Genomic DNA, 26,909 nt, shown 5'->3' with positions numbered 1-26,909 from the left:
CGTCCCGCTGCTTCGGAATGACGCCCCCCGGTGCCCGGCACCGGGGGGTTTTTCTGTGCGCCAACCCGGCCGGCCCGACGGTGTTCTCCCCCCGTCATCCATCCGGAGGGACCCCATGGGCGCACTGCACCGCCTCACCTGCCGTCGCTGTCTCGGGCGCACCCTGGCCGCCTCGGCGGTGCTCGCGCCTGTCGCCGCCGCCTTCGCCGCCCGCCCGGCACGGGCCCAGGCCGGCGAGCCACGCAGCACCCGCAGCACCATGCTCGATGCCGGCGCCAGCATGCTGCAATCCAAACGCCCGGTGGACGCGATGAGCGCCTATCTCAACGGCTTTCACTTCTACGCCGATGACATGGGCCGCGTGGTCGAGGCATTTCATTACTGCACGCACCTGACGGAAGATTTCCACCAGTGCGTGATCTTCGACTCCGACCGCGACACCGCGAAGCTGATCGGCATCGAATACATCGTCAGCGAAAGGCTGTTCCGCAGCCTGCCCGCGGACGAAAAGCGGCTCTGGCACAGCCACGACTATGAAGTCGCATCGGGCCAACTGGTCGCCCCCGGACTGCCCCGGGTCGCGGAATACGCCTTGATGCGCGACCTGGTCACCACCTACGGCAAGACCTGGCACACCTGGCAGATCGACCGCGACGGCGACCTGCCGCTCGGCATCCCGCAGTTGATGATGGGCTTCACCGCCGACGGCCAGCTCGACCCGAAGCGGCTGGAAGCCCGCAATCAACGCCTGGACACACCGCAGGCGGCGCTGCGGCAGGAACGGGGCGATATTCCCGCCCCTTCGGTCGATGCCGGGGCGAATGCCTGGCAGTCGGGGCGGACCATGCAACTCACGCTGCAGGAAATGGCCGTGCGCGGACGCGGCTGAGCGGCCTGCGGCACCGGCGCCGCCGAACGCGAGGAGTGACCGGTCAGGCCGGCTGAACGGCGCGGTAGAAGATCAGCGTGTCGCGCAGGGTGCCATCGGCGTCGCGGGTGTCCCCGGGAATGCACCCGGCCTCGGTCCAGCCGAGCCCGCGCACCAGATGCTCGGCGGCATCACCAGCGCGGGTGTCGAGCACCAGCAGGCTGCGCCCGGCCTGCCGCGCCGCGGCTTCGGCCTGCTGCATCAGCAGGCGCCCGATGCCGCGGCGGCGCGCGCCGGCCTGCACCAGCAACTTTTGCAGGTTGGCCCGGTGCGACTGGTCCGGTGGCAAACCGAGATCGAGCTGGACCGTCCCCACCAGCTCCCCCTCCGCCCAGGCGGCGAGCACGCAGCGCCGGCCCGTCGCCACCTCGGTCGCGGCCTGGCGCCAGACGGCACGGGCGTCGCCGGAATCGACGCAATCCTTCATGACCTCGGCCAGCCGCGCCGCCGCCGAGGCCACCCCCACCGCATCGAGCTCCCGCACCACCACGCCGGTCAGCGGCTTGGCATAGGCGAACTCCAGCGAGTGCGAGAGGTCGTCCAACACCCGGATCGGTCCCTGCCGCACATAGGCGTGCTTTTCGTAGAAGCGGTGCGCCCGCTCGAAGCGGGTGTCGCTCCAGAGCTTCATCGCGGTGGCGCCGTGCGCCCGGGCATGCGCCTCCGCCGTCGTGATCAGCGCCTGGGCGACGCCGCGGCCACGCTGGGGGCGTGCGACGTACAGCTTGCAGATCTCCCAGGCACCCTCGCCGAGCGGGTGGGTGCCGACCATGCCGACCACGGCGCCGCCCGCCTCGGCCACCCACAGCGCCCCGTCCCGTTCGGCGAAATAGGTGGCGAGGGCACGCAGCTCCGGCACCTCGCCGTCGAGGTCCATGACGCAGCCGGGATACTCGGACCAGCAGGACGCGATCAGCGCGATGATGCCCGCCGCATCGTCGTCCCGGCCGGGCCGCAGCCGGGTCACCTCAGGCCGTGGGTGAAGGCGGCGATGCGCTCCATCGCCCGCGCCAGGGTGGCGTCGTCGGTAGCGTAGCTGATGCGCAGATAGGGGCTCATGCCGAAGGCGGCACCGTGCACCAGCGCGACGTGCTGCTCGTCCAGCAAGGCCAGCGCGAAATCCTCGTCCGTCTGCAGCAGGCGCCCGCCGGCAGTGGTACGGCCGAGGCAACCCGCGACATTGGGGAAGACATAGAAGGCGCCTTCCGGCCGGTGGCAGGAGAGGCCCGGGCAGGCGTTCAGCGCATCGACCACGAAGTCGCGGCGGCGGCGATAGACCGCGGCACGCTCGGCCACCAGCTCCTGCGGCCCGTCCAGCGCCGCCACGGCGGCGGCCTGGCCGATGGTGGAGACGCCGGCGGCGACATGGCCCTGCACCGTGACCATGGCGCGGATCAGATCCCGCGGCCCCCCGGCATAGCCGATGCGCCAGCCGGTCATGGCGTAGGTCTTAGACACGCCGCCGACCGTCAGCGTGCGCGCGCGCAGCCGCGGCTCGATCTCGGCCAGCGTCACGTAGGGCTCATCGCCGTAGTAGAGATGCGCGTACATGTCGTCGGACATGATCCAGACATGCGGATGGCGCAGCATCACCTCGGCGAGGGCGGCAAGCTCCGCGCGGCTCGGCACCGCCCCGGTGGGATTGTTCGGGAAGTTCAGGATCAGCCAGCGGGTGCGCGGCGTGATGGCGGCATCCAGGTCCTCCGGGCGCAGCCGGAACCCGTTGTTCTGCGGGCAGGTCACGTGCACCGGCTCGCCGCCGATCAGACGTGTGGTCAGGCTGTAGGCGACCCAGGAGGGCACCGGGATGACGACCTCGTCGCCTTCGTCCACGGTTGCCGCCAGGGCATTGTAGATGACCTGCTTGGCGCCGTTCGAGATCATGACCTCGTCGAGGCCGAATTCCAGGCCGTGGTCGCGGCGGAACTGCCGGCACACTGCGTCCTTCAGCGCCCGCGTGCCGTCCTGCGGTGGGTATTTGGTGTCACCGGCCAGCGCCGCCGCGTGCGCCGCCGCGATCACGTGCGGCGGCGTCGCGAAATCCGGCTCGCCGATGGTCAGCGACACCACGTCGTGGCCGGCCTCGCGCAGGGCGCGCGCCTTGTTGGTCATGGCGACGGTCGCCGCGACCTGGGCACGGCCGAGCCGCTGCGCGAGGGCCGGCATGGTTACGACAGGCCCTGGCAGAAATGCTGGATGCGGCGGCAGGCTTCCCGCAGGCTGTCCGTATCGGTGGCGTAGCTGATGCGGAAATGGCCGGGGAACATGAAGGCCGCCCCATGCACCGCGGCCACGCCTTCCTCGTCCAGCAGGGCGATGACGAAGCTCTCGTCGTCGGTGATCTTCGCGCCCTTGCGGCTGGTCTTGCCGATGCAGCCATGCACCGAGGGGAACACGTAGAACGCGCCCTCCGGCTTGTGGCAGGTGATGCCCGGCGCCTGGTTCAGCATCTCCACCACCAGGTTGCGGCGCTCCTGGTAGACGGCGATCATCTCGTTGATGAAGTCCTGCGGCCCGGTCAGCGCCGCCAGCGCCGCTGCCTGGCTGATCGAGGTGGGGTTCGAGGTCGACTGGCTCTGCAGCTTGTCGAGCGCCTTGATCAGCGTCTTCGGGCCACCGGCGAAGCCGATGCGCCAGCCGGTCATGGCATAGGCCTTGGAGCAGCCGTTCATCGTCAGCGTACGCTCGCGCAGCCGCGGCTCGACCGCCACCACCGTCGCCGGCTTGAACCCGTCATAGGCGAGCTTGTCGTAGATGTCGTCGGTCAGCACCCAGACATGCGGGTGCTTCAGCAGCACGTCGCAGATCGGCCGTAGCTCCTCGGCCGAATAGGCGGCGCCGGTCGGGTTGGAGGGGTTGTTCAGGATCAGCCACTTGGTCTTCGGCGTGATGGCGGCGTCGAGGTCCTCGGCGCGCATCTTGAAACCGGTGTTCTGCCCGGCGGGCACGAAAACCGGGGTGCCATCGGCCAGCGAGACGATGTCGGGGTAGCTGACCCAGCAAGGGGTCGGAATGATCACCTCGTCGCCGGCGTTCAGCGTGGCGACCATGGCATTGAAGATGACCTGCTTGCCACCGGTCGAGACGATCACCTCGTCCGGAGCATACTCGACGCCGAGGTCGTGACGGAACTTCTCGGCAACCGCGCGACGCAGGGCCGGTGTGCCGGAGACGTCCGTGTACTTGGTCTCGCCCGCCTGGATCGCCGCGATAGCGGCATCCTTGATGAATTGCGGGGTGTCGAAATCGGGTTCGCCAGCGGACAGGCCGATCACGTCACGGCCGGCGGCCTTCAGCGCACGCGCCTTGGTGGCGATGGCGATGGTCTGGCTGGGACTGATCCGGTCCAGGCGTTCGGCAGTGAGCTTCATGGGGGCGCATCCCGCATCTGGTCGAAGGGCGGGACCCTAGTCCGGGAAACTGGCAGGGGGCAACGGGTTACCCGGGCAATGAGACGTCGGGGCCGGTATGACAATCCCGGGGCGCTTCAGCGTGCCCCCCGGAAGGAACGGCCCGAAGCCACCCAGACCACCAGCAGCGCCAGCGCGACCAGGCCCAGCACCACCGTCGCAAGCGCGTTCAGCACCGGAGTCGCCCCCAGCCGCAGGGTCGAGAACACCACCATGGGAAGGGTGGAAGCTCCCGGCCCGGAGACGAAGCTGGCGATGACCACGTCATCCAGCGACAGGGTGAAGGCCAGCAGCCAGCCTGACGCCAGCGCCGGGGCGGCCAGCGGCAGCGTGATCTGGAAGAAAGCCTGCAACGGCGAGGCGCCGAGGTCCATCGCCGCGTCCTCCAGCGCCGTGCCGGCATCGTGCAGCCGGGCCTCCACCACCACGGCCACGAAGGCCATCGCGGCGGTGGCATGGGCGACGGTGACGGTGCCGGCACCACGGGCGGGCCAGTCCAGCAGCGTCTGCACTGCCACGAACAGCAGCAGCAGCGCCATGCCGATCAGCAGGTCCGGCAGCACCAGGGGCACGGCCAGCAGCGCCCCGAACAGCGCGCGGCCACGGAAGCGGCGCAGCCGGGCCAGAGCGATCCCGGCCAGCGCCCCCAGCACGGTGGCGATGGTGGCCGACACCGCGGCGATGCGCAGCGACAACAGCGCCGCCTCGATCAACGCGGTGTCGGTCAGCAGTTCCGCATACCATCGTGTGGAGAAACCGGTCCAGACCGTGGTCAGCCGCGAGTCGTTGAAGCTGGTCGCCACCAGCAGCGCGATCGGCAGGTAGAGAAAGGCGTAGCCGGCGAGCAGCCAGCCCAGCAGCAACCGGCTCATCGCGCCCGCCGCACCGCGATGGCGGGAACCAGCAGCACCGCCAGCAGCGCCAGCGACAGCGCCGAGGCCAGCGGCCAGTCGTGATTGTCGAAGAATTCCTGCCAGATGACGCGCCCCATGGTCTGGGAGCCGGGGCTGCCCAGCATCTCCGGGATGACGTATTCGCCGGCGACCGGCACGAACACCAGCACCAGCCCGGCGACGACTCCGGGCAGGGACAGCGGCAGGGTGACGGTCAGGAACACGCGCAGCGGGCCCGCGCCGAGATCGGCGGCGGCCTGCTCCAGCAACGGGTCGGTGCGGGCGAGGCGGGCCTCCAGCGGCAACACCATGAAGGGCAGGTAGGCGTAGACCAGGCCGATCTGCATCGCGAAATCGGTGTGCAGCAGGGGCAGCGGGGTGTCGATCAGGCCGAGGGCCAGCAATGCCGCGTTGATCCAGCCATCGTCGCGCAGCAGGCCGATCCAGGCGGCGATGCGCAGCAGGAAGCCGGTCCAGAACGGCAGCATGACCAGCAACAGCAGCAAGGGCCGGCGCTTCGGCGCGCTGCGGGCGATCGCCAGGGCCATCGGATAGCCGATCAGCAGACACAGCCCGGCCGAGAGCGCGGACACACGCAGGCTGGCGAGGAAGGCATCCCGGTAATACGGGTCGGTCAGCAGCGTGGCGAAATTGCCACCGTTCACTCCGGGCACGAAGGGGGGGATGCCATCGCTGCTCTGCGCGAGCGCGATGACGGCTAGCATCAGGCCGGGCATGGCGACGAAAGCCAGCAGCCAGCCCCAGACCGGGAGAAGGATCAGCGCACGCATGCGTCCCAGGGTCCTGCGCAAATGCAAGCGATGCGTCAAGCTGGCAGGGGAAACGCGCAACCGGAGATCATTATGACAGACTGGCTCCCGCCCGCCCCGGCCCCGATCCGGCGGCGTGTACAGTGATGACCTGGTTCGGGCCGGAGTTCACCGCCTGGAACGAGCTCGCCGCGGCCATCATCCTGTTCATGCTCGCCCATGTCCTGCCGGCCCGGCCCTTCCTGCGGGACCGGCTGACCGACGCCCTGGGCGAAGAAGGCTACCTGCTGGTCTATTCGGCGGTGTCGCTGGTGCTGCTGGGCTGGCTGATCGTCGCCACCGGCCGGGCGCCCCACATCCAGCTCTGGCCGTTCGAGCCCTGGCAACTCTGGGTGCCCAACGTGCTGATGCCGCTGGCCTGCCTGCTGCTGGCCTTCGGCTTCGGCGCCCCCAACCCGCTGTCCTTCGGCGGCTGGGCGGTGGAGCGCTTCGAGGCCGACCGCCCGGGCATCGCCGGGATCACGCGGCATCCGCTGCTGCTGGCCACGCTGTTCTGGTCCGGCGGGCACATCGTGCCGAACGGCGACCTGGCGCATGTGATCCTGTTCGGCTCCTTCGCCTTCTTCAGCCTGATCGGCATGCCGGTCACGGATGCCCGCAAGCAGCGGCAACTGGGACGCCGGACCTGGCTGTGGCTGGCCGGCCGCACTTCCCTGGTGCCCTTCGCCGCACTGCTGTCCGGACGGTGGCAACCCTCGCTGCACCGGTTCAGCGTCCGGCGCCTGGGCGTGGCGGGACTGATCTACCTGGCGTTCCTGGCCTTGCATCCCTGGCTGATCGGCGTGTCGCCCTTGCCGGACCTGCCGGACCTGCCGGGCCTGTCGGGCCTGTCGATCCCGGATATCCAGATGCCGCATTTCCGATGATCCAGGGGGCCGGGCCGCGGCCGCGTCACTGCGTCAGCAGCATGGACGCGGCGGGGGACCAGCGCACCCGCAGCGGATCGCCCGGACGCGGCAGGGCCGGACCGGCCCCTTCCCCCAACGGCCGCGACACCCGCAACGCCGCGCCGTCGGCCAGCCGCAAGGCCAGTTCCAGCGTGCTGCCGCGATAGGTGACGTCCGTCACCGTTCCGGCCAGGGCCTGGGTCGTGATGTCGCCATCAGTGTCGAGCCGCAGCCGCTCGGGGCGCAGGGCGAGCGTCACCCGACTGCCTGGCGCCAGGGCCGAACCGGCGGCCGCGACCAGGCTGCCGCAGCCCAGCCGGAGCCGGGTGACGCCGGGCCCGGACTCGGCGACCACCGCCTCCAGCAGGTTCGCCGCCCCCAGGAACGACGCCACGTAGCGCGTCGCCGGCCGCTCGTACAGCTCGGCCGGTGGCCCCACCTGTTCCAGCCGCCCCCGGTTCAGCACGGCAAGCCGGTCGGCGGTGGCCAGCGCCTCGTCCTGGTCATGCGTCACCAGGATCGCCGTGGTGCCGGTGCGGCGCAGCAACGACACCAGGTCGGCGCGGGTCTCCTCGCGCAATCCCCGATCCAGCGCGGAAAGCGGCTCATCCAGCAGCAGCAACTGGGGCCGCGGGGCCAGCGCGCGGGCCAGCGCCACCCGCTGCTGCTGGCCGCCCGACAGCGCCTGGATGCGCCGCCCGCCGAAGCCCTCCAGCCGCACCAGCGCGAGCAGTTCCTCCACCCGCGCCGCGAGCGCGGGGCCGCGCAGCCCCTGCCGCCGCAGGCCGTAGGCGACATTGCCGGCGACGGTCATGTGCGGGAACAGGGCGTAGCTCTGGAACATCGTGTTCACCGGGCGGCGGTGCGGCGGCAACGCGGTCACGTCCTGCCCATCCAGCGCGATCGTCCCCGAGTCGGGGGCCAGGAAGCCGCCGGCCACCCGCAGCAGCGTGGTCTTGCCGCTGCCGCTCGCCCCCAGCAGCACCAAGATCTCGCCGCTGGCGATGTCGAGGTCGAGCCCGTCCAGCGCCGGGGCCGTGCCGTAGCGGACCCGCAGCCCGCGGATCGAGACCGCAGCCATTCAGCGCCCCGCCTTCACCCGGGCCCACATGCGGCTGCGCGCGCGGGCGGCCTCCGGCGGCACCGGACCAAGGGTGAAGAAGTGCGCCCGCAGCTCGGCGGGCGGATAGATGCCGGGGTCGTCGCGGATTTCGGGGGCGACCATGGGCAGACTGGCCGGCACGGCGTTGGGATAGCGCACCTGGTTGGTGATGCCGGCCATCACCTCCGGCCGCAGCAGGAAGTCGATGAAGGCCAGCGCCTCCTGCGGGTGCGGCGCGTCGCGCGGGATCGCCAGCATGTCAAAGGTGAGCTGCGCCCCCTCGCGCGGCGCCACATAGCGCACCTCCACGCCGCGCCCGGCCTCCCTGGCCCGCGCCCCGGCCTGGATGATGTCGCCGGAATAGCTCAGCGCGAGGCAGGTCTCACCGCTGGCGAGCTGCTCGACGGTGCCGCCGCCGACGAAGGCACGGACATAGGGGCGGATGCCCAGCAGCGTCTTTTCAACCGCGGCAAGGTCGGCGGGATCGGTGCTGTCGGGGCTGCGGCCGAGATAATGCAGCACCGACGGCACCACATCGATCGCCGAATCGAGCAGGGTGATGCCGCAGCGGGCCAGCCGCGACGCGTGCTCGGGGCGGAACAGCAGGTCCCAGGAATCGAGCGGGGCGTCCGGCGCCAGTGCCTTCACCCGCGCCGGGTTGAAGCCGAACCCGGCGGTGCCCCAGAGATAGATGACGCCGAAGCGGTTGCCGGGATCGGAGGTCTCCACCTGCTTCATCAGCGCCGGGTCGAGCCCGGCGGCATGCGGCAGCTTCGCCCGGTCGAGCGGCAGCAGCGCCCCGGAGCGGATCAGCCGCGAGAAGGTCGGCTCGCTGGTCGGCACCACCACGTCGTAGCCGGAGCGGCCGGCCAGCAGCTTGCCCTCCAGCGTTTCCAGGCTGTCGTAGACGTCGTAGCGGACCTTGATCCCGGTCTCGCGCTGGAATCGGTCGATCGCGTACGGATCGATGTAGTCGGTCCAGTTGTAGACATTGACGACGCGCTCCTGCGCCGGCGCGGCCAGCGGCAGCAGCAGGGTCAGCAGGCCGAACAGGAACGTGGTCAGGCGCATGATCCCTCCCCCGGGCACGGGCGCGCCGACCCTATCATGGCGGCCGCGGGTTGAAAGCCGGGCCACGCGTCCCGATGATCCTGGGATGTGCGGGCGCTACGCGGCCTTCCGGTCGCCGGAAGAGATACGGCAGATCTTCGGCACGGTGAATCCCCCGCCGGAGTTCGCACCGAGTTGGAACGTGGCGCCGACCCGGCTCGCGCCGGTGGTGCGGCTGCATCCGCAGAGCGGGGCGCGGCACCTCGACCTGCTGCGCTGGGGCCTGGTGCCGAACTGGGTGCGCGACCCCAAGGCGACCCGTCAGCCGATCAATGCGCGCAGCGAGACCGCCGCCACCACGCCGATGTTCCGCGACGCCTTCGTCCGCCGCCGCTGCCTGGTGCCGATCGACGCCTTCTACGAATGGCAGGCCGCCGGGCGCGCGAAAATTCCCCACGCGGTGGCGCGGGAGGATGGCCAGCCGATGGCGCTGGCCGGACTTTGGGAGGGCTGGCGCGGGCAGGACGGCGAGGTGCTGCGGACCTTCACCGTGCTGACCACGGCGGCGAACGAAACCCTGCGCCCGTTGCACGAGCGCATGCCGGTGGTGCTGGAGCCACCGGACTGGCCGGTCTGGCTTGGCGAGCAGGCGGGCGATCACGCCGCCCTGCTGCGCCCCTCGGAGGCCGCGTTCCGGGTCTGGCCGGTGGCCACGCTGGTCAACAACGTGCGCAACGACGGACCGCATCTGCTGGACCCGGCGCCATCCCTGGTCTGAGGCCTCGCAGTCCCCGATCAAAGCCACGCTGGGCTGCATGGGATCGATACCGTTCCGATCCGGGGCCGGGTGCGCCCTCCGGCGGGGACGGTATAGAATAAAGTTGGACTCGTAACCGGGATTCATGTCGATGGCGTTCGAAAGCCTGCGCGATGCGCATGCGGTGGTAGTAGGTGGCAGCTCGGGCATCGGGCTGGCCGTGGCGGGCGCGTTCGTGCGGGCCGGCGCCAGGGTGGATGCGCTGGCGCGCGACGGCGACAAGCTGGCGGCGGCGTTGCAGCCGCTCGGCCGGGCGGCCAGCGGCCATGTGGTCGATGCCACGGACGAGGCGGCGCTCGGTGCCTGCTTCGAACGGATCGGCCGCTTCGACCACCTGGTGATCGCGGCCAGCGGCGGGGCGGCGGACGGCATGTTCGCGAGCCTGACCGAGGAGCGCTTCCGCGCCGCCTTCGAGCAGAAATTCTGGGTGCATGTGCGCTGCCTGCGGCTTGCGGTGGGCCGGGTGCGGCATTCCGCCACCTTCGTCACCGGGGCAGCCGGGCGGCGGGCCATGCAGGGGCTCTCGGGCCTGGCCGCCACCAATGGTGCCCTGCATGCCATGGTGGGGCCGCTCGCGCTGGAGCTGGCGCCGCTGCGGGTGAACGCGGTCAGCCCGGGGCTGGTCGACACGCCCTATTGGGACAAGCTGTCGCCGGAGAAGCGCGACACGCTGATGCGCAGCGCCGCCGAGCGCCTGCCGGCCCGCCGGGTGGGCACGGTCACCGACCTGGCCGAGGCGATCCTGCTGGTCGCCAGCAACGGTTTCATCACCGGCACGATCCTCGACTGCGACGGCGGCGCGCGTCACATCTGATCGGGGAAGCCGGCGCGGGCGCGGACCTGCGCCGGCGAAACTCCGTCCGCCCGCAGCTCGCGCAGCGTCGCCGCGCGGTCGCGCTTGGCCAGGCGCCGGCCCGCCGCATCGGTCAGCAAGTGGTGGTGGGCGTAGCACGGCACGGGCCAGCCCATCAGCGCCTGCAGCAGCCGGTGCAGGTCGGTGGCCAGCCGGAGATCCTCGCCACGCGTGACCAGGGTGACCCCCTGCAGCGCGTCGTCATGGGTCACGCACAGATGGTAGCTGGCCGGCGCGTCCTTGCGCGCCAGCACCGCGTCGCCGAAGCGGGCGGGATCGCAGCGCCGCTCGCCTTCTGCTTCCTCGAAGACGGTCAGCTCCCCCGGCACGGCGGCCAGGGCGCGCGCCATGTCGAGCCGTAGCGCGAAGGGCTGGCCGGCGGCGATCCGGGTGGCCCGTTCGTCGGCCGATAGCCGGCGGCAGGTGCCGGGATAGAGCGGCGCCCCGTCCGGGGCATGCGGCGCGGCGGCGGAGCCGGCGACCTCGCGGGCGATGTCGGCGCGGGTGCAGAAGCAGGGATAGACCAGCCCGCGCGTGGCAAGGCCGTCCAGCACGGCGCGGTACTCCGGCAGGTGCGCGGACTGCACCCGCACCTCGCCGTCCCAGTCCAGCCCGAGCCAGGCCAGGTCCTCCAGGATCGCCGTGGCGAAGTCCGGGCGGCAGCGGGTGGGGTCGATATCCTCCAGCCGCAGCAGGAAGCGTCCCCCCGCCTGCCGGGCCCGGTGCCAGGCGGTGAGCGCCGAGAAGGCGTGGCCGAGATGCAGATGCCCGGTCGGGCTGGGCGCGAAGCGGGTGATGACCTCCATGCCGGGCGCTATACAGGCTGTGACGCCGCAGGAGGAGCACGCGACGATGCTGGACGGGCCGCGCTGGGGACCGAAGGAGGGCCGCGCCGCGCAACTGGTGGTGCTGTGCCATGGCGTGGGCGCGGATGGTCATGATTTGATCGATCTGGCGCCCTGGTGGGCCACAGCCATGCCGCAGGCCGCCTTCGTCGCCCCCGATGCCCCGTTCCCTTACGATGGCGCGCCGATGGGCCGGCAATGGTTCGGCTTGTGGGATCGCACGCCGACGCAACTGGAAGCGGGCGTGGATGCGGCGGCGCCGCTGCTGGGCGCTTTCATCGATGCGGAACTGGCCCGGCTCGGGCTGCCGGCGGATGCCTATGCCTTGATGGGGTTCAGCCAGGGGGCAATGACCGCGCTGCACACCGGGCTGCGCCGCCCCGTGCCGCCCAGGGTCATCCTGGCCTTTTCCGGCGCCTTGCTGGCGCCGCACCGGTTGGGGGAGGCGCCGGCGCGTCCGCCGGTCCTGCTGGTGCATGGGGAGGTGGACGAGGTGGTGCCACCCTCGCGCTCGCGGGAAGCGGAGGCGGCATTGCTGGCGGCGGGGTTCCCGGTGGAAAGCCTGTTCTGTCCCCGACTCGGGCATGGCATCGACGAGGCGGGACTGGCGCGGGGTGCGCTGGCATTGCAGCGTGCTTTCGCGGAAAAATAAAGGGTTCCAAGGGCGAAGCCCTTGGCAGGTCCAGGGCGGAGCCCTGGTGGGGTTTGGGGCAACGCCCCAAGTATCGTTGTGCCTTCGTAGCGTGGGATCGGTGCTCGCGCGTGACGCAACGGTGAAACCCGGCAACTCCGCCTTGCGGCTGCCACATCCCGGTGCGATAAGTCTCCCGGGTTCTCGGCGACGCACAATATCTGGCGGATCGTTAAGTGAACTTCCCCCAGACATTGGGCATCGCCCGGTCGGGGATGCGTTTTGCCGGACGGCGGACAACATTTTCCTGCGCTGGTACTGAATGCGGATTTCCGTCCGCTCTCGTACTTTCCCCTGTCCGTCTGGTCATGGCAGGACGCGGTCAAGGCCGTGTTCCTCGACCGCGTTTCGGTGCTGAGCGAGTACGACGCCGAGGTCCGTTCGCCCAGCATGTCGATGCGCCTGCCGAGCGTGATCGCCCTGAAGGACTACATCCCGGCGGCGCGCCGCCCGGCGTTCACCCGCTTCAATGTCTTCCTGCGCGACGCCTTCGCCTGCCAGTATTGCGGCGAGCGGCAGCCGACCCCGGAGCTGACCTTCGACCATGTGATCCCGCGCAGCCGCGGCGGGCGCACCACCTGGGAGAACGTCGTGACCGCCTGCGGCCCGTGCAACCTGCGCAAGGGCAGCCGCCTGCCGCGGGAATGCCAGATGTATCCGCGCGCGGCACCGGAGCAACCTTCCACCTGGCAACTGCAGGAGAACGGGCGCGCCTTCCCGCCGAACTACCTGCACGAGAGCTGGCGCGACTACCTGTACTGGGACAGCGAGCTGGAAAACTGATCCGGCGGCTCGCGCGCCGCGTCACGCACTCGGGACGGAGCACGGCCGTTGCCGGGGCGCTCCGTTGCTTGACGTCCCCCCGCGACGCTGATCTGCTGCCGGCAAGCCGAGCGGCAGCCCGCAATAAGGAGCTGGGGGGATATGCGTCGGACGATCACCGCCATCGTCGCCGTCGCCGGAATCCTGTCCGGCACGGAGGTTTGCGCCGAGACCATCACCGTCGCGACCGTCAACAACGCCGACATGATCATCATGCAGCGCCTCTCGCCGCAATGGGAGCAGCGCACCGGCAACCGGATCAACTGGGTGGTGCTGGAAGAGAACGTGCTGCGCCAGCGCGCCACCACCGACATCGCCACGCGCGGCGGACAGTTCGACGTGCTGACCATCGGCTCCTACGAGGCGCCGATCTGGGCGAAGCAAAACTGGCTCACCCCGCTCGATGATTTCCCGAAAGGCTACGACTACGAAGACATCTTCCCGACGGTGCGGGAGGCGCTGTCGGGCGATGGCCGGCTGGTCGCGGTGCCGTTCTACGCCGAGAGCTCCTTCACCATGTACCGCCGGGACCTGTTCGAGCAGGCCGGGCTGCAGATGCCGCAGCAGCCGAGCTACGACGACATCGAGGGGTTCGCCCGCACGCTGACCAAACGCGACCAGCAGCAATACGGCATCTGCCTGCGCGGCAAGCCGGGCTGGGGCGAGAACACCGCCTATTTCAGCACGCTGGTGAACACGTTCGGCGGCCGCTGGTTCGACGAGAAATGGAACGCGGAACTGGACACGAAGCCCTGGCAGGACGCGGCCGGCTTCTATGTTCACCTGTTGCGCGACTACGGCCCACCGGGCGCCAGCTCCAACGGGTTCAACGAAAACCTGGCGCTGTTCGCCACCGGCCATTGCGCCATCTGGATCGATGCCACCGTCGCCGCCGGCTTCGTCACCAACAGGAAGGGCAGCCAGGTCGCCGACCGGGTCGGCTTCGCCCAGGCGCCGGTCGCGCGCGTGCCGAATGGCTCGCACTGGTTCTGGGCCTGGGCGCTCGCAGTGCCGAAGACCTCGAAGAAGCCGGACACGGCGAAGTCGTTCCTGGCCTGGGCGACGTCGAAAGACTACATCGCCCAGGTCGGCAAATCCGAAGGCTGGGCCAGCGTGCCGCCGGGCACGCGCAAATCCACCTACGACAATCCGGAGTATGTGAAGGCCGCCAGCTTCGCGACCCTGGTCAACCAGGCGATCCAGACCGCCGACCTGCGCCACCCGAGCGCCCAGCCCGTGCCCTATGTCGGCATCCAGTACGTCGCGATCCCGGAATTCCAGGCGATCGGCACCACCGTCGGACAGGCACTGGCCGGCGCGCTGACCGGCCAGAGCAGTGTCGAGGATGCCCTGAAAGGGGCACAGGCATCGGTCACCGCGACCATGCAGCAGGCGGGCTACCAGTAACTCCATCCCCGGCCCCCGGCACAGACGGAGGGGACGCATGCACAGCAGCCCGGCGACGGCGACCCTGCGCCGATTCCTGACGCCGCGCCCCCGCACGGCGGCGGACGGACAGGGGGGACGGGTCCGCACCCTGCCCCTGGTGGCGCCGGCGGTGGGGCTGCTGCTGCTGTGGTCGCTGATCCCGCTGGCAATGACGCTGTATTTCTCGTTCCGTCGCTACAACATGCTGAACCCGGACCTGGCGGGCTGGGCGGGCTTCAACAACTACCGCTTCCTGCTGCGCGATCCTGCCCTGGTGCAGTCGCTATGGGTCACCGTGCTGCTGGTCGGCGCCGTGCTGGCGATCACCGTCTGCCTCGGCGCCGTGCTCGCCGCCCTGTTCCAGGCCGAGTTCCCCGGCCGCGGCATCGCCCGGGTGATGATGATCTCGCCGTTCTTCGTGATGCCCACGGTCAGCGCGCTGATCTGGAAGAACCTGCTCATGCATCCGGTGAACGGGCTGTTCGCCTGGATCACCGGCCTGTTCGGCCTGCCCCCGGTCGACTGGTTCGCCGAGCTGCCGCTTGCCTCGGTCATCATGATCGTGTCCTGGGAATGGCTGCCCTTCGCCTTCCTGATCCTGCTGACGGCGCTGCAGTCGCTCGACGAGGAGACGCTGGAGGCGGCGCGGCTCGACGGCGCCGGGCCGGTCTCGATCTTCCGGCATGTCCAGGTGCCGCACATGGGCCGCGCCATCAGCGTCGTGGTGATGATGGAAACGATCTTCCTGCTCGGCGTCTTCGCCGAGATCTACGTCACCACCTCCGGCGGGCCGGGGCTTGCCACCACCAACCTTGCCTTCCTGATCTACCAGCGCGCGCTGCTGGCCTTCAATGTCGGCTCGGCCTCGGCAGCGGGGGTGATCGCCATCGTCCTGGCCAACATCATGGCCGCCTTCCTGGTGCGCACCGTGGCACGGAAGCTCGACGCATGACGCCGTCGTCCAAGGGCCACAGCCTCGCCGCCGGGGTGCTGGCCTGGGCCGCGGCGGTGGTGATGTTCTTCCCGATCCTGTGGATGGGGCTGGCCAGCCTCAAGACCGAGGCACAGGCGGTGCAGACGCCGCCCACATTGCTGTTTGCGCCGACGCTGGAAAACTACGCGGAGATCTTCGATCGCGCCAACTATGTCGCCTTCGCCATGAACAGCGTGGTGATCGCCCTGGCGACGACGGTACTGATGCTGGCGATCGCGGTGCCGGCGGCCTTCGCCATGGCGTTCTATCCGACGCCGCGCACCCGCGGCACGCTGCTGTGGATGCTCTCGACCAAGATGCTGCCCGCGGTCGGCGTGCTGGTGCCGATCTACCTGATCGCGCGGGACACGGGGCTGCTCGATTCCCGCATCGCGCTGATCGTTGTCTACACACTCAGCAACCTGCCGATCGGCGTGTGGATGCTGTTCACTTTCTTCCGCGAGACGCCAAAGGACATCATCGAGGCCAGTCGCATCGACGGCGCCGACGTGCGCCAGGCGATCCTGTACGTGCTGCTGCCGCTGGTCGCCCCCGGCATCGCCTCGACCGGGCTGCTCTCGGTGATCCTGTGCTGGAACGAGGCGTTCTGGAGCCTCAATCTTTCGGTCCACGACGCCGCCCCCCTGCCCGCCTTCATTGCCTCCTTCTCGGCGCCACAGGGGTTGTTCTGGGCCAAGCTCTCGGCTGCCTCCACGCTGGCGATCGCGCCGATCCTGGTACTGGGCTGGATCAGCCAGCGACAGCTCGTGCGCGGCCTGACCTTCGGTGCCGTCAAGTAAAGGGAATTCCATGAGCGCGATCGAGCTCAGCCGCCGCACCCTCGCCGCCATCACGGCGCCCGTGCGGCTTCCCGGCTACGATCCCGCCACCGTCGTGCCGGGCATCGTGCATCTTGGCTTCGGCGGGTTCCATCGTGCCCACATGGCCCGCTACACGCACGAGCTGATGCAGCGCGACCTTGCGGCGCTGTCCTGGGGCATCGTCGGGGCGGGCCTGCTGCCGGCCGACAAGCGCATGCACGACGCCATGGTGCCGCAGGACGCGCTGTACACCCTGATCGAGCGCGGTGCCGGCGGCGAGGCCGTCTCGGTGATCGGCTCGGTGGCGCGCATCATCTACGCAGGCGAGTCCAGCGCTGCCCTGCTGGCCGAGCTGGACAACCCGGCGATCCGCATCGCGAGCCTGACCGTCACCGAGAACGGCTATTGCCTCGATCCCGCGACCCGCCGGCTCGACCCCGGCCATCCGGCGATCCGGCAGGACCTCGCCACCCCGGAAAGCCCCCGCAGCGCCATCGGCATCCTGGTGGAAGCCTGCCGGCGGCGACGCGCGGCGGCCGGGGCGCCGTTCACCGCGCTGTCCTGCGACAACATCCAGCACAACGGCGATGTGCTGCGCGAGGCGGTGCTGACGCTGGCGGAGCTGCGCGGATCCGGCCTCGCCGGATGGATCGCGGCGCATGTGCCCTTCCCCAACACCATGGTCGACCGCATCACGCCGGTGACGGCGCCGGAGGACATCGCCCATCTCGAGCGTCGCTACGGCATCGCCGACCGCTGGCCGGTGGTCTGCGAGGACTTCACGCAATGGGTGATCGAGGACAGATTCGCCGCCGGCCGGCCGGCCTGGGAACAGGTCGGCGCGCAGTTCGTGCCGGACGTGGCCCCGTACGAGATGATGAAGCTGCGCCTGCTCAACGGCAGCCATCTCGCGGTGGCCGCGCTGGGGCGGCTCTGCGGCTACACTTATATCGATGAGACCATGGCCGACCCGCTGTTCCGCCGCTACATGGCGGCGCTGATGGACCGCGAGACCGGCCCGACCCTGCCGGATGTACCGAGGATCGACCTGGCCGACTACAAGCGGACCCTGATCGCCCGCTTCGCCAATCCCGCCATCAAGGACACCGTCGAACGGGTCAACACCGACGCACCGCTGAACGTGCTGGTGGTGCCGATCACGGCCCGGCTGGAACAGGGCGGCAGCATCGATCTGCTCGCCCTCGCCCTGGCCGGCTGGATGCGGCGCGTGCGCGGCGATGACGAACAGGGGCGACCGATCGACGTGCGCCACCCGATGGCGGCGCTGCTGCGGCAGAAGGCGGAAGAGGGTGGCCAGGATCCCGCCCCCTTGCTGTCGATCCGGCCATTGTTCGGATTGCTTGGCACGGATGCGCGCCTGACCGTGCCGGTTCGCAAATGGCTTGGCAGCCTCTATGAGGTTGGCAGCCACCGAACCCTGGAACGGGCGGCCGTGGAACTGGGCTTCTGATCCAGGCGCCTCGGGGCGTTGCTCCGCCCCCCGAAGAGCCCTGGCGTGCCGCCCGGCTATTTCGGATCCCAGGGAACCGGATTTATCGCAGCGCGATATCAGACCAGGATACGGAACGAGGCTTGCCAGGATGCCCCCTTGCTGCCGCACACGGGGCCAACCGACGCTGCGGCAACAGATGCACGGTCAGATATTTTTGAACCGTTCCGACGAACTGCCCCCAAAGCCGGAGGGGGCAAGACAACAGCATCGTTTTCGTCTGATTCATTCCTTGCCAAGTACACTGCATCCCCGCCCCCTGGCGCGGCGCCCGAACGAATCAAGCAACGAAGCTCAGGACCACGGCCACGACCATCGGAGTGGGCCAGACATTCGTTGGAAGGGAAAATGTCCAGGAAGCACGATCAGGCCAATCGCAGCCGGATGACAACAATATTGACGAGGATTTTACTTATTTCTCTGGGCGCTATCTGACGTTACAGTGAAACCTGCCGAGAGATGCGGGCTGTTCAATCACCGCAAAGGCATGATACCAGGATAGAAAATGCCTCCATGCGACCTGTTCTCTATTAACAAGAGAGACCAAAACGTCAACCAACGACGAGGGGTTGAAATGCATGCAGACTTGTGATCGCAGCGACTGCGTCGTATAGTCGTGCCACTTGCAACAGGCAAATTGCCTGGGCGAAAACCTCATCAGACACAGGATGAAGACGTGACCGGACGCGCATTCACGCGCTCACATGATCTGGACGATATGACCAACGTCTCCGACGAGACCCCGTCTTCTCCCGACAGCTCCGATCTTCATACCGCAGAGATGCAGGCACGGCGTGCGCTTGGTCTCATTCCTGGCGGCAACGGCGGACAGCGCGAACGGCCATCGCCTCCGGGCGCCCCCGCCTTTCGCTCGGACCGGTTCCGTCAGGACGGGCAGCGGCGGCGCTTCGTGCGCGATGGGGAAGTGCCGGTGGTCGTCATGGCACGCAGCGAGGCCGGCGCGACGGGGTCCCCCTCGGCATCGACCTCCCCCAACTGCCCGACCAACCGCCTGGCCAAGGCGGAGCTGGCGTTGGTCACCGAACGACGCGCCCGTGAACGCGCCGAACGGTCATTTGCCGAGGCGCAGACCAAGATCCGCGAGTTGCAGACGAAACTTGGCCATCTGGTGTTGACCCGCGACGAAGCGCTCGCCTCTGCGCAACGCGCGCTGGCCCAGCAGCATGAGGCCGAAACCGCCCTCGCCGCCGAACGTGCCGCCCGCGAAAAGGCGGAACTGGAACTGGCGGGCCGACTGGCCGCACGCCTGGCGGCGGAAGACCAACCCGACGAAGCCCCGGCAGCATCGCCGGCTCGCCGGATTGCCAGGGTGGCGGCGGCAAAAATCCGCGTGGAACAGGCGCCGAAAGCAAAGCCGAAGACAGCACGGGCCAAACGGGCACCGGCGGAACCGAAGCCGGTTCGGTGGTGGATCAGGCCAAAGGACAGCCGCTCCGGCAAATAACCGCCGCCACGCCCTCCCATACCCCCCGGCACCAGGCCGCCGACGCCTCCTTGTTCCGATCAAGACAACAGGCTGCCGCCACGCCGTAATGGCACATGGCATCGAGGACACGGCGACATGCGCCGGGCCGGGACGCTGAAGTCCCGACCCGACGGCATGGCACCGGGTCAGCCGTTGGCCGCGAGCCCTACCGAAACCACATGGCCGCGCTCATAGGCTTCCACATAGGCACGGCCGTAATAGCTGTCGACCAGCAACTGCCGGATCTCGGAGACCAGCGGATAGCGCGGGTTCGCCCCGGTGCACTGGTCGTCGAAGGCCGCCTCCGCGATACGGTCCACCGCAGCAAGGAACTCGGCCTCCGGCACGCCCGCCGCCTGGATGGAGGCCGGAATCTCAAGCGTCTGCTTGAGCTGTTCGATCCACTCGATCAGCTTCGCCACCCGCTCGTGGTCCCGCGTGCCGCCCAGGCCGAGATGACGCGCCACCTGCGCATAGCGCAGCACGCTCTTCGGCCGGTCATACTGGCTGAAGGCGGTCTGCTTGGTCGGGATGTCGGCGGCGTTGTAGCGCACCACGTTGCTGATCAGCAACGCATTGGCCAGGCCGTGCGGCAGGTGGAACTCGGCACCAAGCTTGTGCGCCATCGAATGGCAGACGCCGAGGAAGGCATTGGCGAAGGCAATGCCGGCCAGGGTCGCCGCACTGTGCACCAGTTCCCGGGCCCGGGGATTGCGCGCGCCTTCCTGGTAGGCGGAGGGCAGGTTCTCCTTCAGCAGCCGCAGCGCCTCCAGCGCCTGGCCGTCGGAGAACTCGTTGGCCACCACGGAGACATAGGCTTCCAGCGCATGCGTCACCGCGTCAATGCCGCCCGCCGCGGTCAGCGACTTGGGCATGTCCATGACCAGGTTGGCATCGATGATCGCCATCGACGGGGTCAGCTCGTAATCGGCGATCGGGTATTTCACGCCGGTGGCCTCGTCGGTGACCACCGCGAAGGGCGTCACTTCCGACCCGGTGCCGGAAGTGGTCGGCACCGCCACGAGCTGCGCCTTCACCCCAAGCTTCGGGAAGCGGTAGATCCGCTTGCGGATATCCATGAAGCGCAGTGCCAGGTCGTCGAAATGCACGTCGGGCTGCTCGTACATCACCCACATGATCTTGGCCGCATCCATCGGCGAGCCGCCGCCGAGGGCCAGGATCACGTCGGGCCGGAAGGCATTCGCCCGCGCCAGCGCCCGGCGCACCACGCCCAGCGTGGGATCGGCGCTGACCTCGTAGAAGCACTCCACCTCCATGCCAAGCTGCTTGAGGATGTCGACGGTGCCGTCGACATAGCCTTTCTCGAACAGGAAGCGGTCGGTGACGATCATGCAGCGACGCTTGCCGCGCAGATCCTCGAGCGCGAAGGGCAGGCAGCCCCGCCGGATGTAGATCGAGCGCGGCAGCTTGTGCCAGAGCATGTTCTCGGCCCTCTTGGCGACCATCTTGCGATTGAGCAAATGCTGCGGGCCGACATTCTCCGAGATCGAGTTGCCGCCCCAGGAGCCGCAGCCCAGCGTGAGCGAGGGGGCAAGGCGGAAATTATAGAGGTCGCCGATGCCGCCCTGCGCCGCCGGGGTGTTGATCAGCACGCGCGCGGTCTTCATGCGCTCGCCGAACACCCGCACCCGCGCCGGCTGCAGGTCCTGGTCGGTATAGAGCACGGAGGTGTGGCCGATGCCGCCGAGCGCCACCAGCCCGGCGGCGATGTCGCAGGCCTGCGCGAAATCGGCCGCCCGGTACATCGCCAGCGTGGGTGAAAGCTTTTCGTGGGCGAAGGCCTCGGCCTCGGAGACCTCGGAGACTTCGCCGATCAGCACCTTGGTGGCCGGCGGCACCTCGATGCCCGCCATGCCGGCGATGGTGGTCGCGGCCTGGCCGACGATGGCGGCGTTCAGCGAGCCGTTGCGCAGCAGCACGCCACGCACCGCCTCGGCCTCGGCGGCGGAGAGGATGTAGCCGCCATGGCGCAGGAAGCGGTCGCGCACCGCCTCGTAGACCTCATCGACGACCACCACCGCCTGCTCGGAGGCGCAGATCACGCCGTTGTCGAAGGTCTTCGACATCAGGATGGAGGCGACCGCGCGCTTGATGTCGGCGTGCTCGTCGATCACCGCGGGGGTGTTGCCCGGGCCCACGCCGATGGCGGGCTTGCCGGAGGAATAGGCGGCGCGGACCATGCCCGGCCCGCCGGTCGCCAGGATCAGGTTGACCGCCGGATGATGCATCAGCGCCTCGGACAGCTCGACCGAGGGGACGTCGATCCAGCCGATGATGCCCTCCGGCGCGCCCGCCGCCACCGCCGCCTCCAGCACCAGGCGCGCGGCCTCGCAGGTGGCGCGCTTGGCGCGCGGGTGCGGCGAGAAGATCACGCCGTTGCGGGTCTTGAGGCTGATCAGCGCCTTGAAGATGGTGGTGCTGGTCGGATTGGTGGTCGGCACGATGGCGCAGATCAGGCCGACCGGCTCGGCGATGGTGATGACGCCGGCCTCGGCGTCCTCCCCGACCACGCCACAGGTCTTCTCGTCCTTGTAGGCGTTGTAGATATATTCGGCGGCAAAATGGTTCTTGAGGACCTTGTCCTCCATCACCCCCATGCCGGTCTCCTCGGCAGCGAGCCGGGCGAGCGGGATGCGGGCATTGGCGGCGGCCAGCGCGGCGCTGCGGAAGATCGCGTCGACCTGCGCCTGGCTGTAGGTGGCAAATTTTTCCTGGGCGGCCCGGACCCGGGCAATGACGATTTCAAGTCCGGCCAGATCGGCAGTTGGCATGCTCGTGTATGTCCGTTGCTTGGGTGTGGACACCAACGGACGCCCCTTCCAGATGTGTTCAGCTTCTTTGTAACCGGTTTCTCAGCCAATATAACGGATCGCGACGGACATCCCACATATTTCTTCTCCGTCATGCCGGCAGAGCCGGATTGCAGGCAACGTATTGCGGGCAATACGTGCAAACCGCAGGCATTATCTGCCCTGGTCAGTCCGAAGCGCCGACCGGTCCGCGTGCGGAACCGGTGGGATGGCTGCGCGACCGCAAGGACCTGCCAGCCACCATGACATCGCCGTCCGGTCGCGCACGGCGCCGGAGCCATGCGGTCACGGCCGGCCCGCTGCTGCCACAGCGATCCGGCCGTGCCACGGAAGCGTCAGCGATACTTGCGGGCGTCGCCGGGCAAGGCGTCCCGGACGCAAAGGATCATGACCAATCCCAACATGCCGTTGGCCATGAGCATGTAAGTCGGGATCATGATGTCACCGAAGGAATCGATGAGCATCGTGGCCAGGAAGGGCATGAGTCCTCCCCCGATCACCGATCCGAAGCTGTGCCCGAAGGAGACGCCGGTGCTGCGCACCCGGGTCGGCAGAAGTTCGGGATACATCAGATAGGACCCCGCCTGGCACATGGTATAGGGCAGCATGGTCACCACCAGGGCGAGCACGGTGAGATTAAAGGACTCCGGCCCCATCATGGCATACATCGGATAGCTGAGCGCGATGTAGAGACTGTAGGATATCGCAAGCGTCCGCTTTGCCCCGAGACGGTCCGTGACAAATCCGAACACGGGAATGAGCACCGCTGCGCAGGTGACGGCGATGAGCACAATGAAGCCCACCTGCGACTGCGGGATCCGGAGCACCGTCTTCATGTACACGGCCACGTACACCGTGCCGATATAGGTTCCGATGGTCTGCACCATCGCGAACATCATCAGCTTGAACAGCGACCCCGGATAAGCCTTGAAGAGTTCCGCGAAGGGCGCCTTGGCCAGCCCGCCGGTGTTGCGCAGATGCTCGAATTCAGGGCTGTCCTCGATCCGCAGCCGGATCCACAGGCAGCCCAGCATCAGCGGCAGCGCGACCAGGAAGGGCACGCGCCAGGCCCAGTCGGGGGCGCTCGTGGCAAACAACGCGGCCGCCATGCCCGCCAGCCCGGCGGCCGTGGCCTTGCCCAGCACGGCGATGCCCGGAATGAAGGAGATGTACAATGCGCGCCGGTTAGGTGGGGCCCATTCCCGGATATAGGACGCCGCACCGCCGATCTCGCCGCCGGCGGAGAGTCCCTGGAGCAGTCGCAGGGTGATCAGGAGCGCTGGCGCGGCCACGCCAATGGAGGCGTAGGTGGGCAGCAGGCCGATGCCGGTACTGGCAAGACCCATCAGCAGCACCGTCGCCAGCAGGGCCGTCTTGCGACCGTAGCGATCCCCGATATGGCCGAAGAGGATGCCGCCCAGCGGCCGGACGATGAAGGCGCTGCCGAAGACCGCGAGCGTGGAGAGCAAGGAAGCCGTGGGGTTGTCGCCGGGGAAGAAGGCGGTGGCGAGCATGGCCGCCACGTAGCCGTAGCAACTGAAATCATAGTATTCCAGGAAAGTTCCGAAAGAGGCCGCGACAGTCGCCTTCTTGGCCTCACGCACACGGCGGGGGGTGGCCTCGGACTCAAAACGCGCTGCGTAGGTAACGGCTTGTTCCATGATGGTGCATCCTGGGCCGGGCGGCCGTCACCTGTCGCACAGACAGGTCAGACAGGTAACGACCACAATCCGTCAAACCCTGTTCAGAACTGGCAGGTGTCGTCGATGATTTCCGCGCCCGTCTGGCGAAGCTTGGCGTCAACCCAGGCGCGGTCATAGCAACCGGCCTCGATGTCGACGAAAATCTGCTTCTCCCTGGCTGAAATGGCCTGGGTGGCCGCCAGCACCTCCCTCGCGTCCTTCTGGGGAACGAAGACCACGCCGTCGGCGTCACCCACCACGATGTCGCCGGGACGCACCACGGCTCCGCCACAGGCGATCACCGTGTTGATTTCCCCGCACCCGTTCTTGTAAGGCCCCATCGGCGTATATCCGCGCGAGAACACAGGCAGCGTGCCGAAGGCAAGGATGCCGTCGTAGTCCCGCACCGTGCCGTCGAGCACCAGTCCGCCGATGCCCCGCCGGGCGGCGTAGCGCACCATGATCTCTCCGATCAGCGCGTTGGTCAGGTCTCCCTGGCCGTCCACCACCACGATGTCGCCGGGCCGGGCCAGGTCCAGCGCCTTGTGAATGAAGAGGTTGTCCCCGGGATTGACCTTGACGGTGAAGGCGGGACCGCAGAGCTTCATGTCCGGGCGCACCGGGCTGATGGCGCTGCAGGCGCAGAACATGCGCGACATGTTGTCCGCGATATTGGGCGTGGCCTGCCCGCGGAAAGCCTCGATGAGCTCGGGATCAGGACGGTTGAGCCGGGTGAAGATCCGGTTTCCAGGAAGGGACATGGTTTCACTCCACGGATGGATTGGCATTGCCTGTGATGGCCGGTCTGCTTCCGGCCCGTGGCGGCCTCACGACAGGTAGGGAAATTCGGGTTTTTCACCGCGCAGCACTGCCAGCACGTCGCTCACCACGGTGTTGCCCACCCGCAGCAGCGCTTCGTTGGTGGACGCCCCCACGTGGAGCGAGCCGAGAAAATTTGGAAGCGCAAGCAAAGGATGTTGCGGGGGCGGCGGCTCCGTCTCAAAGACATCGCAGGCAGCCCCTGCCAACAGGCCGCGACGCAGGGCATCTGCCAGCGCGATTTCGTCGACGACACCACCGCGCGCGGTATTGATGAGCAGCGCCCCGGGACGGCAGAGCCGGAGCTGGGCTTCACCAATGAGATGACGGGTCTGCGGCGTGTAAGGCACGCTGACGCTGACCACGTCCGATGCCGCGAGCAGCGCGTCCAGCGTCGCATGATGGACGATGCCCAGCTCGGCAAAACGATCCGCAGGCAGGAAGGGATCATACCCCACCACCTCCATGCCGAAGCCAAAGCGGCAGATCTCCGCGACACGTTGCGAGATTCTGCCGAGCCCCACCAGCCCGAGGGTTTTTCCGCCCAGTTCCGTCCCGGTGAGTTCCGTGGGGGAAATGCGGGCTGCGCCGGCGCGCAGCATGCGCATATTGTCGGGCAGCTTGCGCATCAGGGCGAGCATGAAGCCCACGATGAGTTCGGCCACGGAATTGACGTTGGCGGTGGGCGTGTACACCACCTGCACTCCGTGTTCCCGGGCGGCCTGCACATCGATGGCATTGACCCCGATGCCGTGCTTGCCGATGACCTTGAGCCGTCGTGCGGACGAGATCCGGGCGCGGGTCACCGGGGCCGCGCGCACGATGATCGCGTCAGCGTGCGACCAGTCGGCGGATCGCGGATCGTCCCAGGCCACCACCTCCGCCGCCTCGCGCAGCCTGGCCAGGGGGACCGGATGGATGGGTTCCGTCAGTATGACCTGCAATGTCTTCTCCGAAGCGATGATTCTGTGGCACCGGGGCATTTTCGATGATGCGCTATTCGACTTGATTTGATGTTGATTATTCGATATCTCTATATTTCAATTTGCTCACTGCGCTGGTCGCCGGGCGACTGCGGAACCGGCACGATCGATTAATTCCCGCAGCATTGCGCCTTTCATCACGAATTCGCATCATCTCGCGGGCCACCATGCCATGCGAGTTAATATTACAAAAATGATTATTTTGAATTATATATATTCCAAAATAGAATATTTTTTGGACCAACAAGGAGCTCAGCCGTGCAGTCCCAGGACATTGAGATATTTCTTCAATTGGCACGCCACCGGAACCTGTCCCGTGCCGCCGAAGTGACACATCTTTCCCAGTCCACCATCAGCAAGCGACTGCAGATGCTGGAAGAAAAGTTGGGCTATCACCTTCTGGAAAGGGGCAAGGGACTCAAGAAGGTGGAGTTGACGCCCCAGGGCGAGGCCTTCCTGCCGATCGCGGAACGCTGGCAGGAATTGTTGCGCGAAGCCCATGAGGTCAGTTGGGCCCAGCCACGCCAGCACATCGTCATCGGCACCGTTCCCAGCGCCAACATGACCTTCATTCCCGAATTGTGCCGACGCCTCTGGAACCGCAAGCCCCGCCTGAGCTATCGCACAATTTCGCTTCACTCCGTGGAAATGTACGAGGAGATCGAGAAGCGCACCATCGATGTGGGCTTCTCGCTGGTCGAGCAGACGGCGCAGAGCGTCGCGGTGTCGCCGTGCTTCTCCGTGCCGCTCATCGGCGTGCGCATCCGCCAGGGCGGCGCAAGAAAGGTCGATGTCCGTTCACTCGACCCGGAGCACTGCATCCTCGTTCCCTGGGGCACCAGCTACCTGGCCTGGCACGACTACTGGTTCCATTCCGGCAAGAAGCCCTGGGCGACCGTGGACAATCCGCTCATCTTGTTCGCGGTCATCGAGCACAAGGAACAATGGGCGGTCGTCCCCCGCGGCATTGCCCACGCCATGCTGGCAACGGGCCGCTTCGAGACCTTCCAGATCGACCCCGCTCCGCCGGAGCGCGTCTTCTACAAGATCACGCACAAGACCCCCAGAAGCAGCGTGGCATTGGCGCTCCAGGCGTTCAACGAGGAACTCGCCGGCACGATCCACGATGGCTTCCCCGATATCTATACGGACTTCCGGGACAGCCGCCCCGCCACGCCCACCAGACGGCCATGAACCACCGGCCTCTCGTGGTGGCGCCCCGTCCGCCCAAGGGCGGCACGGACGATA

General features: G+C 68.1%; 24 protein-coding genes. 12 read left to right on the top strand and 12 right to left on the bottom strand.

The features are described 5' to 3' along the window. Positions 1 to 115: 115 nt before the first annotated feature. Complete coding sequence (locus NBY65_RS13385) at positions 116 to 889, top strand: OBAP family protein (RefSeq protein WP_150042818.1); 774 nt, start codon at positions 116 to 118, stop codon at positions 887 to 889. A 43-nt stretch (positions 890 to 932) separates the two neighbouring features. Here the strand turns inward: NBY65_RS13385 and NBY65_RS13380 are convergent, their stop codons facing one another. The 5 genes from NBY65_RS13380 to NBY65_RS13360 form a co-directional block, all read right to left on the bottom strand. Further along, positions 933 to 1,895 (bottom strand): GNAT family N-acetyltransferase, encoded by a 963-nt coding sequence (locus NBY65_RS13380; RefSeq protein WP_239002928.1) that lies wholly within the window; start codon positions 1,893 to 1,895, stop codon positions 933 to 935. Then, a complete protein-coding gene (locus NBY65_RS13375; protein ID WP_150042819.1) occupies positions 1,892 to 3,094 on the bottom strand; it encodes a pyridoxal phosphate-dependent aminotransferase in 1,203 nt (400 codons plus the stop codon). The genes NBY65_RS13380 and NBY65_RS13375 overlap by 4 nt, the downstream gene beginning before the upstream one ends. A gap of 2 nt (positions 3,095 to 3,096) precedes the next feature. Next, positions 3,097 to 4,299, bottom strand: a complete 1,203-nt coding sequence (locus tag NBY65_RS13370) for a pyridoxal phosphate-dependent aminotransferase (RefSeq protein WP_150042820.1) — start codon at positions 4,297 to 4,299, stop codon at positions 3,097 to 3,099. A gap of 116 nt (positions 4,300 to 4,415) precedes the next feature. After that, positions 4,416 to 5,210, bottom strand: a complete 795-nt coding sequence (locus tag NBY65_RS13365) for an ABC transporter permease subunit (protein WP_150042821.1) — start codon at positions 5,208 to 5,210, stop codon at positions 4,416 to 4,418. Continuing rightward, on the bottom strand, positions 5,207 to 6,022 hold the full coding sequence (locus NBY65_RS13360; RefSeq protein ID WP_150042822.1) for an ABC transporter permease: 816 nt from the start codon (positions 6,020 to 6,022) through the stop codon (positions 5,207 to 5,209). The genes NBY65_RS13365 and NBY65_RS13360 overlap by 4 nt, the downstream gene beginning before the upstream one ends. A gap of 125 nt (positions 6,023 to 6,147) precedes the next feature. Here NBY65_RS13360 and NBY65_RS13355 point away from each other — a divergent pair, with 125 nt between their 5' ends. Next, complete coding sequence (locus tag NBY65_RS13355; RefSeq protein ID WP_150042823.1) at positions 6,148 to 6,927, top strand: NnrU family protein; 780 nt, start codon at positions 6,148 to 6,150, stop codon at positions 6,925 to 6,927. 25 nt (positions 6,928 to 6,952) lie between these two features. Here the strand turns inward: NBY65_RS13355 and NBY65_RS13350 are convergent, their stop codons facing one another. Both NBY65_RS13350 and NBY65_RS13345 read right to left on the bottom strand, forming a co-directional pair. Further along, complete coding sequence (locus NBY65_RS13350) at positions 6,953 to 8,029, bottom strand: ABC transporter ATP-binding protein (RefSeq protein WP_150042824.1); 1,077 nt, start codon at positions 8,027 to 8,029, stop codon at positions 6,953 to 6,955. Beyond that, complete coding sequence (locus NBY65_RS13345; RefSeq protein WP_150042825.1) at positions 8,030 to 9,121, bottom strand: polyamine ABC transporter substrate-binding protein; 1,092 nt, start codon at positions 9,119 to 9,121, stop codon at positions 8,030 to 8,032. It abuts the gene before it with no gap. A gap of 85 nt (positions 9,122 to 9,206) precedes the next feature. Between NBY65_RS13345 and NBY65_RS13340 the strand changes: the two genes are divergently transcribed. Together NBY65_RS13340 and NBY65_RS13335 are read left to right on the top strand one after the other, a co-directional pair. Then, positions 9,207 to 9,878, top strand: coding sequence for an SOS response-associated peptidase (locus NBY65_RS13340; RefSeq protein ID WP_150042826.1), 672 nt, complete (start codon positions 9,207 to 9,209; stop codon positions 9,876 to 9,878). A gap of 130 nt (positions 9,879 to 10,008) precedes the next feature. Further along, a complete protein-coding gene (locus tag NBY65_RS13335) occupies positions 10,009 to 10,731 on the top strand; it encodes an SDR family oxidoreductase (RefSeq protein ID WP_162530714.1) in 723 nt (240 codons plus the stop codon). Here the strand turns inward: NBY65_RS13335 and gluQRS are convergent. Beyond that, positions 10,722 to 11,576, bottom strand: a complete 855-nt coding sequence (gluQRS, locus tag NBY65_RS13330) for a tRNA glutamyl-Q(34) synthetase GluQRS (protein WP_250265674.1) — start codon at positions 11,574 to 11,576, stop codon at positions 10,722 to 10,724. The genes NBY65_RS13335 and gluQRS overlap by 10 nt on opposite strands. Between gluQRS and NBY65_RS13325 the strand changes: the two genes are divergently transcribed. The 7 genes from NBY65_RS13325 (at position 11,566) to NBY65_RS13295 (ending at position 19,325) form a co-directional block, all read left to right on the top strand. Continuing rightward, positions 11,566 to 12,267, top strand: coding sequence for an alpha/beta hydrolase (locus NBY65_RS13325; RefSeq protein WP_239002929.1), 702 nt, complete (start codon positions 11,566 to 11,568; stop codon positions 12,265 to 12,267). The two genes, gluQRS and NBY65_RS13325, sit on opposite strands and share 11 nt — an antisense overlap. 261 nt (positions 12,268 to 12,528) lie before the next feature. Continuing rightward, entirely contained in the window at positions 12,529 to 13,089 is a 561-nt protein-coding gene (locus NBY65_RS13320) for an HNH endonuclease (protein WP_150042829.1), read from the top strand. Positions 13,090 to 13,230: 141 nt separating this feature from the next. Further along, positions 13,231 to 14,535 carry an ABC transporter substrate-binding protein gene (locus NBY65_RS13315; protein ID WP_150042830.1) on the top strand — a complete coding sequence of 435 codons (1,305 nt, stop codon included), beginning with the start codon at positions 13,231 to 13,233 and terminating at the stop codon, positions 14,533 to 14,535. A 37-nt stretch (positions 14,536 to 14,572) separates the two neighbouring features. Beyond that, a complete protein-coding gene (locus NBY65_RS13310) occupies positions 14,573 to 15,508 on the top strand; it encodes a carbohydrate ABC transporter permease (protein WP_150042831.1) in 936 nt (311 codons plus the stop codon). Next, positions 15,505 to 16,329, top strand: coding sequence for a carbohydrate ABC transporter permease (locus tag NBY65_RS13305; protein ID WP_150042832.1), 825 nt, complete (start codon positions 15,505 to 15,507; stop codon positions 16,327 to 16,329). Before NBY65_RS13310 ends, NBY65_RS13305 begins: the two co-directional genes overlap by 4 nt. Before the next feature lie 10 nt (positions 16,330 to 16,339). Then, the gene (locus NBY65_RS13300) at positions 16,340 to 17,821 is read left to right on the top strand and encodes a mannitol dehydrogenase family protein (RefSeq protein ID WP_150042833.1); all 1,482 of its coding nucleotides are present in this window, start codon (positions 16,340 to 16,342) and stop codon (positions 17,819 to 17,821) included. Between the two features lie 715 nt (positions 17,822 to 18,536). Beyond that, a complete protein-coding gene (locus NBY65_RS13295; RefSeq protein WP_250265673.1) occupies positions 18,537 to 19,325 on the top strand; it encodes a hypothetical protein in 789 nt (262 codons plus the stop codon). 167 nt (positions 19,326 to 19,492) lie between these two features. Here the strand turns inward: NBY65_RS13295 and adhE are convergent, their stop codons facing one another. The 4 genes from adhE to NBY65_RS13275 all read right to left on the bottom strand — a co-directional run bounded on the left by adhE (position 19,493) and on the right by NBY65_RS13275 (position 25,622). Continuing rightward, entirely contained in the window at positions 19,493 to 22,171 is a 2,679-nt protein-coding gene (adhE, locus tag NBY65_RS13290) for a bifunctional acetaldehyde-CoA/alcohol dehydrogenase (RefSeq protein ID WP_275266323.1), read from the bottom strand. A 341-nt stretch (positions 22,172 to 22,512) separates the two neighbouring features. Beyond that, complete coding sequence (locus NBY65_RS13285; RefSeq protein WP_150042836.1) at positions 22,513 to 23,838, bottom strand: MFS transporter; 1,326 nt, start codon at positions 23,836 to 23,838, stop codon at positions 22,513 to 22,515. An 83-nt stretch (positions 23,839 to 23,921) separates the two neighbouring features. Then, a complete protein-coding gene (locus tag NBY65_RS13280; RefSeq protein WP_150042837.1) occupies positions 23,922 to 24,620 on the bottom strand; it encodes an RraA family protein in 699 nt (232 codons plus the stop codon). Positions 24,621 to 24,686: 66 nt separating this feature from the next. Further along, the gene (locus tag NBY65_RS13275) at positions 24,687 to 25,622 is read right to left on the bottom strand and encodes a hydroxyacid dehydrogenase (protein WP_203330607.1); all 936 of its coding nucleotides are present in this window, start codon (positions 25,620 to 25,622) and stop codon (positions 24,687 to 24,689) included. Positions 25,623 to 25,919: 297 nt separating this feature from the next. On the opposite strand from NBY65_RS13275, the gene NBY65_RS13270 reads away from it, so the two are divergent. Then, a complete protein-coding gene (locus tag NBY65_RS13270) occupies positions 25,920 to 26,855 on the top strand; it encodes a LysR family transcriptional regulator (RefSeq protein ID WP_150042839.1) in 936 nt (311 codons plus the stop codon). The last annotated feature ends 54 nt before the right edge of the window (positions 26,856 to 26,909 follow it).

Origin of the sequence: Rhodovastum atsumiense, assembly GCF_937425535.1 — a bacterium.
In the GTDB taxonomy this organism is placed as follows: domain Bacteria; phylum Pseudomonadota; class Alphaproteobacteria; order Acetobacterales; family Acetobacteraceae; genus Rhodovastum; species Rhodovastum atsumiense.
Note: the sequence above shows the minus strand (reverse complement) of the source record. Positions and strands in the feature narration are given on the sequence as shown.